The organism is Campylobacter sp. BCW_6871, from assembly GCF_001762325.1.
In the GTDB taxonomy this organism is placed as follows: domain Bacteria; phylum Campylobacterota; class Campylobacteria; order Campylobacterales; family Campylobacteraceae; genus Campylobacter_D; species Campylobacter_D jejuni.
Map to the genome: position 1 here is coordinate 20,541 of NZ_MJWQ01000045.1, position 11,971 is coordinate 32,511.

11 protein-coding genes and 1 pseudogene are annotated in these 11,971 nt (G+C 29.9%); 6 read left to right on the plus strand and 6 right to left on the minus strand.

The window, feature by feature from the left end:
- Positions 1-2 precede the first annotated feature (2 nt).
- From AJ930_RS04730 to nth, 3 genes are read right to left on the minus strand one after another with little or no spacing between them, the layout of a single operon-like run.
- Positions 3-635: a trimeric intracellular cation channel family protein gene (locus tag AJ930_RS04730; protein ID WP_070274912.1), complete on the minus strand. Its 633-nt coding sequence runs from the start codon at positions 633-635 to the stop codon at positions 3-5.
- A 10-nt stretch (positions 636-645) separates the two neighbouring features.
- The gene (locus AJ930_RS04735; RefSeq protein WP_070274913.1) at positions 646-1,296 is read right to left on the minus strand and encodes a DNA/RNA non-specific endonuclease; all 651 of its coding nucleotides are present in this window, start codon (positions 1,294-1,296) and stop codon (positions 646-648) included.
- The gene (nth, locus tag AJ930_RS04740) at positions 1,293-1,919 is read right to left on the minus strand and encodes an endonuclease III (protein ID WP_070274914.1); all 627 of its coding nucleotides are present in this window, start codon (positions 1,917-1,919) and stop codon (positions 1,293-1,295) included. The genes AJ930_RS04735 and nth overlap by 4 nt, the downstream gene beginning before the upstream one ends.
- An 80-nt stretch (positions 1,920-1,999) precedes the next feature.
- Here nth and peb4 point away from each other — a divergent pair, with 80 nt between their 5' ends.
- From peb4 to AJ930_RS04765, 5 genes are all read left to right on the plus strand, one after another.
- Positions 2,000-2,821 carry a peptidylprolyl isomerase PEB4 gene (gene peb4 / locus AJ930_RS04745; RefSeq protein ID WP_002931939.1) on the plus strand — a complete coding sequence of 274 codons (822 nt, stop codon included), beginning with the start codon at positions 2,000-2,002 and terminating at the stop codon, positions 2,819-2,821.
- On the plus strand, positions 2,821-3,885 hold the full coding sequence (gene fbaA, locus AJ930_RS04750) for a class II fructose-bisphosphate aldolase (protein ID WP_070274915.1): 1,065 nt from the start codon (positions 2,821-2,823) through the stop codon (positions 3,883-3,885). Before peb4 ends, fbaA begins: the two co-directional genes overlap by 1 nt.
- A 92-nt stretch (positions 3,886-3,977) precedes the next feature.
- Positions 3,978-5,420, plus strand: coding sequence for a MotA/TolQ/ExbB proton channel family protein (locus AJ930_RS04755; RefSeq protein WP_070274916.1), 1,443 nt, complete (start codon positions 3,978-3,980; stop codon positions 5,418-5,420).
- Positions 5,417-6,370, plus strand: coding sequence for an OmpA family protein (locus tag AJ930_RS04760; RefSeq protein WP_070274917.1), 954 nt, complete (start codon positions 5,417-5,419; stop codon positions 6,368-6,370). The genes AJ930_RS04755 and AJ930_RS04760 overlap by 4 nt, the downstream gene beginning before the upstream one ends.
- Positions 6,357-7,235: a 1-aminocyclopropane-1-carboxylate deaminase/D-cysteine desulfhydrase gene (locus tag AJ930_RS04765; protein WP_070274918.1), complete on the plus strand. Its 879-nt coding sequence runs from the start codon at positions 6,357-6,359 to the stop codon at positions 7,233-7,235. Before AJ930_RS04760 ends, AJ930_RS04765 begins: the two co-directional genes overlap by 14 nt.
- Here AJ930_RS04765 and AJ930_RS04770 read toward each other — a convergent pair.
- The 3 genes and pseudogenes from AJ930_RS04770 to dsbD all read right to left on the minus strand — a co-directional run bounded on the left by AJ930_RS04770 (position 7,227) and on the right by dsbD (position 10,991).
- Positions 7,227-8,570 (minus strand): sodium-dependent transporter, encoded by a 1,344-nt coding sequence (locus tag AJ930_RS04770; protein WP_070274919.1) that lies wholly within the window; start codon positions 8,568-8,570, stop codon positions 7,227-7,229. The two genes, AJ930_RS04765 and AJ930_RS04770, sit on opposite strands and share 9 nt — an antisense overlap.
- Positions 8,571-8,620: 50 nt before the next feature.
- Positions 8,621-9,291, minus strand: a pseudogene (locus AJ930_RS04775) (MOSC domain-containing protein).
- Entirely contained in the window at positions 9,288-10,991 is a 1,704-nt protein-coding gene (gene dsbD, locus AJ930_RS04780; protein ID WP_070274920.1) for a protein-disulfide reductase DsbD, read from the minus strand. Before dsbD ends, AJ930_RS04775 begins: the two are co-directional and overlap by 4 nt.
- Positions 10,992-11,084: 93 nt before the next feature.
- Between dsbD and ppk2 the strand changes: the two genes are divergently transcribed.
- The gene (gene ppk2 / locus AJ930_RS04785; RefSeq protein WP_070233268.1) at positions 11,085-11,966 is read left to right on the plus strand and encodes a polyphosphate kinase 2; all 882 of its coding nucleotides are present in this window, start codon (positions 11,085-11,087) and stop codon (positions 11,964-11,966) included.
- Positions 11,967-11,971 lie beyond the last annotated feature (5 nt).

The following is an 11,971-nucleotide window of genomic DNA, read 5'->3' on the forward strand; positions in this document are numbered from 1 at the left end:
AATTATTTTTCTTCATTATAAGAAAAAATAGGTAAAGACCATTGATATTTGATAGCTAAAAGCCTTGCAATAACTCCTATAAAAAGAGTTAAAAGTGTGCAAACTAGAGCATTAAGCTCAAGCCACATTATTAGAGAATAATAGATTGCTCCTGCAATTATGGCAATTCCTGCATAAATTTCTTTTTGAAACACCAAAGGGATTCTCATACATAAAATATCTCTTAAAATTCCACCAAAAACACCCGTAATTACAGCAGCAGCAACGGCTATGATAAACCCATGATTTTGATCTATGGCTATTTGAGCTCCAAGTATGCTAAAAACAACAAGTCCTATAGCATCAAGAGTTAGAAATAAAGTTTCAAGTTTGGTTACTACACGTGGAATTTTTGTGGCTATAAGGGCGCAAAAACAGATTAAAATAATATATTCAGGATGTTTAACCCAAGTTAAAGGATAATGTCCTAAAAGCACATCTCGTATGCTTCCGCCTCCAATTGCTGTTACGAGAGCAATAAAAATAACTCCAAAAAGGTCCATTTTATAGCGTCCTGCAGCTAAAGCTCCTGTCATTCCTTCTGCGGAAATACCTATGATATAAAGAGTGGTTATTGTAAGAGCATTTATCTCCATAATTTATACCTTAAAATTTATCACAATTTATTTGATACTGTTTAATATTTTCATCATTTACTTCGTGGTTTGGTACTTGATAGCATTCTTTAAATTTCGGAGTTTTAATAATTTTTACATAAAAACTTGGTATAGCAATACGGTTTTTAATGTATTGTGGTTCTTTATCGTAAAGTACTAAATTTAAAACTTCAATACTTTGAAATTTTAAAGCCAAATTTCTTTCTCTTTGTTCGATTTCATTCCAAATTATATTATTTATTTGCGCATTTTGTGGGGTAATATTACTCATTAAAAATACTGAATTTTGGGCAGCTTTACTAAAGCTAAAAGAAGCATTGGGTGCAGTGTGTCCTCGCGTGTAGCCGCTGTTTTTATAATCACTCCAAGTAGTGCGGTATTTTTTAGGAATATTTGTATCATCTTCAAAGCGAGGGCGTTTTTTAATTTGTTTATTTTTTAAATTTGAAGCTTCTACTTTATAAGCAACGGCTTTTGTACCTTTGAGTTTATAATCATAGCAATTTAGATAAAAAAACTTATCTAAGATTTGCGAGCAATTTGTGTTGTTAAAATAAGAAGAAAAATCAGCACTAGGCTTGTAAGATTCTAAGGCGAAAATATTAAGAGATATAGCGAGTAAAAAGATGAAAATTTTCATTTAAGTTCCTTATCTTTACTTTTGCAAAGATGATTTAAAAAACATTCTTTACATAAAGGTTTTTTAGCTTTACAGGTGTAGCGTCCAAAAAGAACCATGGCTTGATGGAGATAGTTAAGATTATCTTTAAATATGCGTGTTAAATCTTCTTCTGTGGCTTCTGGAGTTTTTGCTTTACTAAGTCCTAAGCGGTGAGAAACTCTAAAAACATGAGTATCTACAGCCATGAAATTTGCTCCACACCATTCTATTAAAACCACATGGGCGGTTTTTTGTCCCACACCTGCTAAGGATTTTAAATTTTGTTCATCAAGGGGAATTTCTCCGTCAAAATTTTCACAAACTGATTTTGCCATTTTTATAAGATTTTGTGCTTTATTATTAAAAAATGAACAAGTTTGTATGTAGGTTTTAAGGCTTGATAAATTTGCATTTGCAAGGGATTTGATATCAGGATAAGCTTTAAAAAGATCAGGAGTGATGATATTAACTCTTTTATCAGTGCATTGGGCTGAAAGCATCACGCAGACTAATAGTTCGTATAAATTTGAAAATTTAAGTTCTGTTACAGGTTTTTCAAAATGTTTTAAAAAAAGCTCTTTGATTTCTAAATTTCTTTTCATTTTTTAATTTTAGTTAATTAGCTTTAAACCAAGTTTAGATATAATCGATTTTATATACATTTTATTAAAAAGGAAACCCAATGAAAAAAATTTCTTTAGTTGCAGCAGCTTTGATTGCAGGTGTAGCTTTAAATGTAAATGCAGCTACAGTAGCCACTGTTAATGGCAAGAGCATTAGTGATACAGAAGTAAGTGAATTTTTTGCCCCTATGCTTAGAGGACAGGATTTTAAAACTTTGCCAGATAATCAAAAAAAAGCTCTTATTCAGCAGTATATTATGCAAGACTTAATTTTGCAAGATGCTAAAAAACAAAATTTAGAAAAAGATCCTTTATACACAAAAGAACTTGATCGTGCAAAAGATGCAATACTTGTTAATGTTTATCAAGAGAAAATTTTAAATACAATTAAAATTGATGCGGCTAAAGTTAAAGCTTTTTATGATCAAAATAAAGACAAATACGTAAAACCTGCGAGAGTGCAAGCAAAACATATCTTAGTAGCGACAGAAAAAGAAGCTAAGGATATTATTAACGAACTTAAAGGTTTAAAAGGTAAAGAACTAGATGCTAAATTTAGTGAGCTTGCTAAAGAGAAATCAATTGATCCAGGTTCAAAAAACCAAGGTGGTGAGCTTGGTTGGTTTGATCAATCAACTATGGTAAAGCCTTTTACAGATGCTGCTTTTGCACTTAAAAATGGTACTATTACTACAACTCCAATAAAAACGAATTTTGGCTATCATGTAATCTTAAAAGAAAATTCGCAGGCTAAAGGTCAAATCAAATTTGATGAAGTAAAACAAGGTATTGAAAACGGACTTAAATTTGAAGAATTTAAAAAAGTTATCAATCAAAAAGGCCAAGATCTTTTAAATAGTGCTAAAGTGGAATATAAATAATGGGTGTTTTAGACATTGTAAAAGCAGGGGTGATTAGCGGAGATGAGCTTAATAAAGTTTATGACTATGCTAAAGCAGAGGGTTTTGCTATCCCTGCTGTTAATGTTGTAGGAACTGATTCTATTAATGCAGTTTTAGAAGCTGCAAAAAAAGTTAACTCTCCAGTTATTATCCAGTTTTCAAATGGTGGGGCAAAATTTTATGCAGGGAAAAATTGTCCTAATGGAGAAGTTTTAGGTGCAATTAGTGGGGCTAAACATGTACATTTACTTGCTAAAGCTTATGGTGTACCTGTGATTTTACACACTGATCATGCTGCAAGAAAACTTTTACCTTGGATTGATGGGCTTATTGAGGCAAATGCACAATATAAAAAAACCCATGGACAAGCTTTATTTAGTTCTCATATGCTTGATCTTAGCGAAGAAAGTTTAGAAGAAAATCTTAACACATGTGAAGTTTATCTTCAAAAACTTGATGCTTTAGATGTCGCGCTTGAAATAGAACTAGGTTGTACAGGTGGCGAAGAAGATGGAGTGGATAATACAGGCATTGATAATTCCAAGCTTTATACCCAACCAGAAGATGTAGCACTTGCATATGAAAGACTTGGAAAAATTAGTGATAAATTTTCAATCGCAGCAAGCTTTGGAAATGTACATGGAGTTTACAAGCCAGGAAATGTTAGCTTACAACCTGAAATTTTAAAAAATTCGCAAAAATTTGTCAAAGATAAATTTGCTTTAAATAGCGATAAGCCTATAAATTTTGTATTTCATGGTGGTAGCGGTAGCGAGCTAAAAGATATTAAAAATGCAGTAAGTTATGGCGTAATTAAGATGAATATTGACACAGATACCCAGTGGGCTTTTTGGGATGGGGTGCGTGAATATGAACTTAAAAATAGGGCTTATTTGCAAGGACAAATTGGAAATCCAGAAGGTGATGACAAGCCAAATAAAAAATACTATGATCCGCGTGTTTGGTTAAGAAGTGGTGAAGAAAGCATGATAAAGCGTCTTGAAGTCGCTTTTGAAGATTTAAACTGTATAAACAAAAACTAAGCATTTTAAAGGCTTAGTTTTATTTTGTTTTAAAAATTTTTATTAAATTTAGTAACAATCTTTAAAATAAAATTTAATGAGGTATTGGTTTCATGGATATTAAATCAGATGAAATTTCAGAACTTGTTTTGCCTGAAGGCAAAGATGCAAGAGGTTCTTTGGTTTATTTTAAAATTATTTTTATTCCAGCTTTTCTTTATATTTTGATTTTATCGGGTTATTTTAATGTAATTGATTTTAAGGTTGAATTACATACGGTTATTATGACAGGTGTGATTTTTTTTACAGCATTGATTTTTGCTAGACATAGTGCTGAGTATGCGTATAGTATTTTTGAACAACAAAAAGATGAATTTAAACAGGTTTTAAAAAGACATATTATGAGGCATTTTCTTGCCATAGGGAAAGACACAAAATCAAATGCCAATTTTGATGACTTTGCTTATGCATATATTAAAGGTGCAAGAAATGAGAACTTTGCTAGTATAGGTTCGGCAATTTTTCCAATGATGGGAATTTTAGGGACTTTTATCAGTATAGCTTTTTCAATGCCAAATTTTAGCTCTAGTGATACAGCCGCTTTAGAACAAGAAATTGCAGATTTGTTAAGTGGAGTGGGAACTGCTTTTTATGTTTCAATTTATGGAATTTTTCTTGCATTATGGTGGATATTTTTTGAAAAATATGGTAAAAGTAAAATAGATCGTTTGCTAAATCGTCAAAAAAATGCTACAAGTGGATTTTTTTGGACAAAAGAAGAGCTTGATCAAAGGTATTTAACTGAGAGTTTGCAGCATTTTGAAAAAATGGGAGCAATTTTTAAACAAGTTAGTAATGATGATTTTTTTGCAGAGCTTGATCATGCTATTGATAGAAAATTTGGTATTTTTCAAGATATGCTAAATGTAGAAGAAAAGGCTATTAGATTAAGTAGTGAACACATCAAACAAACCATGGGTGAGCTTAGTAAAGCACAAAGAGATCAACGCGATCTTGGAAAGCTTTATAGTGAAATGTTAAATGGCATAGGTTTGCTCAATCAAAATTTGAAAGAAATCAATATAAGAATGTCAGAACAATATAATCGCTTGCTCGATATCAGTAGTGATAAAATTCATCATCTTGATAAGACGCTAAGTGCATTCGATGAAAAAGTAGAGCGTTTTGGTAAAAATTTTGAACTTTATGAAAAAGCAATGTTGGAAAGTCAAGAAAAGGTTTTTGAGGGATTTAAAGCAAGCTTGTTTGAAGGTATGCATAAATTTAAGGAAGTATATGAAGAAGAAAAAAGTATCGATGCTAAAATCAAAATGATGGATGAGCTTAAAAAAGAAATGAAAGCACTTGATGAAGAAACAAGTCAAATGATGAGTAAGCTTTCTGGGGATGGAAATCAAAATAAAGAAAATGAAACCAAACAAATAGAAGATTTTTCAGAGTCTAAGACTGAAGAAAATCAAGATGAAATTCAAGCAAAAATATCTAAGCAAGAAAGCAATGATGAGCTAAAAAATGAAGATAAAGAAAATAAATGAAAAATGAGACAAAAGAAGATAGCAATTTTTGGATAGCTTATGCTGATTTAATGGCAGGATTGCTGTTTGTTTTTATTTTGCTAATAGGTGCTATTGTTGTAAAATATGTTTTAACTCAAAGTGATTTAAAAGAAATTAAAGACAATCTCAATAAACAAGAGGCACGCTTAGAGGAGAGTAAAGAAGAGCTTAGAAATAAAGAAGCCATAGTGTTTAAACTAAGTTCTGATTTAAACAATGCTTCTAGTGCTTTAAATCTTGCTAATTCTCAAAAAGCAGAATTAGAGGCTAATATTACAAATTACAAGCAGTTAAGCAAAGATTTAAACTCAACTTTAGATAATAAAGATAAGCAAATTTTGATTTTACTAGGTCAACTAGAGAAAAAAGATGAAGAGCTTAAAAATTTACAAGAAGATTTTCAAAAAGCTAAAGAAAAGGTGCAAAATCTTGGTTTGATTCGTGAAAATTTAAGCAAGGAATTACAAAGCAAACTTGATAATAATATCACTATAGATGAAAAGACAGGATCTATTTCTTTGCCTGCTGAAGTACTTTTTGATAAAGATTCTTATGTGTTAAAAAATGAGGCAAAGGCAAGTTTGAGAAAAATCTTAAGCGAATATTTTGATGCTATTCTTGAAGATCCAAAAATTTTTTCCAACATTGAAAATATCATTATTGAAGGACATACTGATAGTGATGGATCTTATATTTATAATTTAGATTTGTCGCAAAAAAGAGCTTATGAGGTGATGAATTTTATCTATACTTTTTATAAGAGTGATAAGCTTCAAAAGCTTTTAATGGCAAGTGGACGTTCTTTTTCAGATCCTGTGTTTGTCAACGGAGTTGAAGATAAGGATAAGAGTCGTCGCATAGAAATAAAATTTAGCATTAAAAATGATAATGCTTTAAAGGATGTAGAAAAATTCTTTGAATTTCATTAAAACAATTAGTCCTATACAAAAAATCAATTTTAACGGATTTGAATTTTATATTAAAAGAGATGATTTATTAGGAGAAATTAATGGAAATAAAGCTAGGAAACTTGCTTTTTATATCCATCAAAGATATCCTAAAAATCAATCTTTTGTAAGTTATGGAGGAAGCCAAAGTAATGCTTTGGCGGCATTAAGTATTTTTGCTAAACAAAGATCATATAAGCTTGTTTTTGCTTGTGAAAAAATTTCTACTTTTCTTAAGAATAATCCTTGTGGAAACTATGCTTTAGCTTTAGAAAATGGTGTTAATTTTGTAGAAAATATCCATTCTTTATCCTCCTTAAAGCAATTTGCCTTGTCTTTGTGTAAAAAAGATGATATTTTTATAGAACAAGGCATGGCTAATTTAGAAGCTCAATATGGCTATATGGAGCTTGCTCAAGAAATTCAAATGCAAAGTCAAAGTTTAAAGCTTGATTTTGATATTTTTTTACCTTCGGGTACAGGCACTTCGGCAGCTTTTTTGGCAAAGTATTCTAAATTTAAAGTATTTACTTGTGCTTGTGTAGGTGATATTAAATATCTTAAAAAACAAATTTTAACATTAGATCCAAGCTATGATTTTTCAAATTTAGAATTTTTAACAAGTGATAAAAAATATCACTTTGCTAAGCCGTATAAAGAATTTTATGAGCTTTATATGGATTTAAAGTTAAAGTGCAATATAGAATTTGACTTGTTGTATGATATTTTAGGATTAAGTATAGCATTAAAACAAGAGTGGAAAAAACCATTGCTTTATATACATCAAGGTGGAATTTTAGGAAATTCCACTATGTTAGAGAGATATAAATTTAAAAAATTAGTTTAAAATTCCATAGATAAAAATGATTAAAATAATCAAAGGTACTATATATTTTACATAATAAAACCAAATTCCAAACCATGAACTTTTAAGTGTATTGTTATTGCTAAGTTCTTTTAGACTTTCTTGTTTGCCTAAAATCCAACCTACATAAATGCAGCAAAAAAATGCAGTTAAAACAAACAAAATATTTCCACTAATGAAATCAAAACTATCAAAAATGTTTTTTCCTTTGATGATAACAATATCACGCCAAGGCCCATAAGTTAGAATACAAGGAAGATTGCCAAGTATGAAGATAAACCCTAGAGTTAGGTTAATAGAAAGATTTTTAGAATATTTAAATTTTTCTTCTAATACGCTAATAATAACTTGATAAATTGGCAAGCTTGTGGTTAAAGCTGCAATCAAGAGTAAGATAAAAAATAAAATACACACAATGGTGCCAAAATGGATATGAGAAAATGCTATAGGTAAAGTTTCAAAAACCAAAGAAGGCCCGCTATCTGGAGCAAGTCCCGCTGAGAAAAGTGCTGGAAAAATCATAAAACCAGCCAAAACAGCTATGATAGTATTTAAAACCCCTGTATAAATAGCGGTTTTTGCCATATTTTCATTTTTATTAAGATGAGATGAAAGTGTTATCATCACCCCAAAACCTAGGGATAAAGCAAAAAAAACTTGCCCTAAAACATCGATTAAAAGTTTTGGTGATAAAATTTTACTAAAATCAGGTTCAAGATAAAATTTAACTCCAGCTATAGCTCCATCAAGGGTTAAATTGCGTCCTACAACAATAATAAGACAGATAAATAATAAGGGCATTAAAAATTTTACAGATTTTTCTATACCATCTATAATGCCTCTTTTTAAAATAATGTAATTAATAATTACAAAAACAGTGGTAAAAATACCGACCCCCAAAGGATTGAAGGCTATCTTGTCGTTAAAAAACTGATGAGTAAATTCTTTGCTTACTACATTGGCAAGGCTAAAATTCCCTAGGGTTAATTCCCAAATATAAACTAAAACCCATCCTCCAAGTACCATGTAGTAAGCCATTATGCCAAAGCTTCCTAAAAGTCCCATGTATCCAATACTTTGCCATTTTTGTTTAAAAGCATCTACGCTATTTGTCATCGCTTTTCTGCCTATGACATTTTCAACTAAAATAACAGGAATGCCTATGATAATCATGGCTATACAAAAAACTAATACATAAGCGCCGCCGCCATTTTCTCCTACAAGATAGGGAAAACGCCAAGTTGCTCCAAATCCTATGGTTGCTCCAGCAACTGTTAGAATATAAGTTAGTGTGCTACTCCATGTTTGTCTTTGCATGATTATCCTTTCAAAAAAGGATTATTTTATCTAAAAATAACTTTAAAAACTTATAAGCTATCCATATAGCTTGTATCGTAAGTATTTTTTAAGCGTTTGTGTATCGTTTCGTGCCAATTTTGAGATATGAGAGAGTTTAATTTTTCTAATTTATCTAATTAAATTTGGATTTTTCTTAAGAATTTGATGTGGGGAGTAAAAAAGTTGATTGAGTTTAAATATACTAAGTGAAGTAGATTTTTTTTCTAAAATTTTAATGTTTTCATACTTTCGTATTTGTTCAACTTGTAAAACTTTATAATACCATCCACTCAAGCCCATTTTAAAAATTTCATGTGTAAAATTTGAATTATTGTGAATTCTAGAAATTTTTACACAAGGTTTTCTAGGTTCGCTTACTTGCAGTTTTGCATTTGAAATTTGATGTATATCATCTATGCAAACATTTTGTTCATAAAGCCCATCGATGCTCAAATTTTCACTCATTGAGCCAAAATTTAGCTTTTTATTAAGAAATCTTTCTCATATAGGATAGTTTTGACAAGAGTTGGCAAAAATACCTTATGGTAGCCTCCGTGATGAATTTTATTAGCTATTTGATCATCTAAAATACCCAGAAAATCAATCTATGTTTTTTCTAGGTAAATATCTTTAATAAATGCGTTTTGGAAATTTTTATGGTTTTTTTAATTTTCCCTATTTGCAAACTTTGAATTTTCATGGTTCTAGTTTTTTTAATAAATCATCAGCACTGATAAAACCCGTGATTTTTAATTTTTCTTTTCCATTTTCAAAGAAAATTAAAACAGGTGGGCCAAAAACATTAAATTCTTTCATGGTTTTAATTTGTTCATTATTATTTTCGCTTACATCAACTTTGATAAGTTTGTAATTTTGCATTTTTTGTATGATTCTTTCATTGCTAAAGGTTAATTCATCTAAAAGTTTGCAATTTTCACACCAAGATGCAGTAAAATCAAGCATTATGGGCTTTGTATTTGTTTGTATTTCTTGCTTTAATTGTTCAAAATTACTGATATAATCATAGCTTAGAGCAGGTTTTGAGGTAGATGTAGTATTGAAATTTAAAGGATTTAAGAAATTTTTAACCCCAAAAATTCCCCCTAGGAAAATGCTTAGAGAATAAGCTAAAATAAGAATTAAAATACTTTTTTTAATTTTAGAAATTATCGTAAAACTTTTTTCAAAAATTCCCATAAAAACACTAAAAAATACACCTAAAATTCCATAGGCAATTAAAATGTAATTTTCTTCAATAATTCTAGAAAGTATCCAAATAGCCATAGCCAACATAACAAAAGCAAAGAAAATTTTTACTTTTTCCATCCAAAAACCAGGCTTAATAAAACCTAATCCTAAGCCTATGAAAAGCAAAGGTATACCCATGCCAAAACTCATGATAAAAAGTGCACTACCACCTAATAAAGCATTGCCTGTATTGGCTATATAAATTAAAGCACCTGCTAAAGGGGCTGCTACGCAAGGACCTACTATTAAAGCAGATAAAAATCCCATAATAGCTATACCTACAACTCCCTTTCCTTTTTCGCTTTTTTTATGTATAAAGGTTTGAAATCTTAATGGTAATTCGAAACGAAAAGCTCCAAACATAGCAAAAGCAAAAGCTATGAAAATTAGAGCAAAAAGAATTAAAATAATAGGTTTTTGTAAAATTCCTTGAATACTTGCTCCTAGAAAACTTGCTATAACTCCAGCAATAGCATAGGCTAAAGACATGAAAAAAACATAGATAAAAGAGAGAAAAAAACTATATTTTTTTGAAAATTTAGCATTACTTTTTGCTACGATAAGAGAAGATAAAATCGGAATCATAGGTAAAATACAAGGCGTTAAGGAGAGTAAAAGTCCATAGCCAAAAAAACTTAGCAAAATCCAAAAAAAGTTATCTGTTGCTAAAAAATTTGCTATAGAGCTTTCTTCAGATTCAATTTTAGTTTTTTTATCTGTTTTTTGAGCTTTATAAGGTTTTGAAATTTCAAAAGTATCTTTTTTAGAAATGAGATCAAAGTACCAAGTTTGAGGATTATAACACAAGCCTTGTTCAGAACAACCTTGAAATTCGAGTTTGATTAAATTTGTAGTATTTTTTGCAAAGCGCTCTAGTAGTAAATTTGGCAAAGCTAAATTTAATTTTTGATAATAAACATTTTCATTGCCTCTTGTAGAGCTTTGAGGTAAATTAATCAAAGAACTTATATCTTTTTCATTTATATATAATTTAAGTTTATTAGAATAAAGATAAATATCTTTTCCAAGTTCAATATCAATTGAGATAGAGTTATTATAAGAGTTTGATTTTACATTAAAAGCTTCATTTAAAGACAATATAGAAGCAAAACATAAACAAAAACTTAATAAAATAATACCAAAAATACGCATAAATTTCCTAAAAACTTATTTTTCCTTTATCTTTAGCTTCAATTATAATTTATTATGGTAAATTTGCTTTAAATACTTTATAAAGGTTTGAAAATGCAAGAAAATAATTCTCTAAAAACACAAGGGGCTGTTAAAAAGAATGAAATTTATATTTCCGTTAAAAGAAAGAAAAGTACAATAGAATATGAAAAAGATTTAAAGAATTTGCAAATTGAACTTTTGAAATTTCAAAATCATGTTAAAGCCAAGGGTTTAAAGGTTCTTATACTTATAGAAGGACGCGATGCAGCTGGAAAAGGTGGGGCGATTAAACGTTTGATTGAGCATTTAAACCCGCGTGGTTGCCGCGTTGTGGCTCTTGAAAAACCTAGCGATGTGGAAAAAACACAGTGGTATTTTCAGCGTTATATAGCACATTTGCCCTCAGCCGGTGAGATTGTGATTTTTGACAGATCTTGGTATAATCGTGCAGGAGTAGAACCGGTGATGGGTTTTTGCACACCGCAACAACATAAAGATTTTTTAAGAGAAGTACCTTTGTTTGAAAATATGATTTCAAATAGTGATATTACTTTTTTTAAATTTTATTTTTCGGTATCAAAAGATGAGCAAAAAAAACGTTTTGAAAAACGCCGAAGTGATCCACTTAAACAATATAAATTATCTCCTGTAGATCAAAAATCGCAAGAATTATGGGATAAATATACTTTAGCTAAATACTCTATGCTTTTAGCATCTAATACCCCAACTTGTCCTTGGACTATTATTTCTTCTGATGATAAGAAAAAAGCAAGATTAAATTTATTGCGTTTTATACTTTCTAAGGTAGAATATCCAAATAAAAAAACTGGAGATTTTTCCAAAATTGATGCAAAATTAGTGCGTAGTGGAGAAGAAGAAATACGAAAAATGGAGGCGAATTTGGAAAAACTTGACAGTAAAAAAGCAGATGAAAAAATAAAAGATTTAGATTAAGGAAA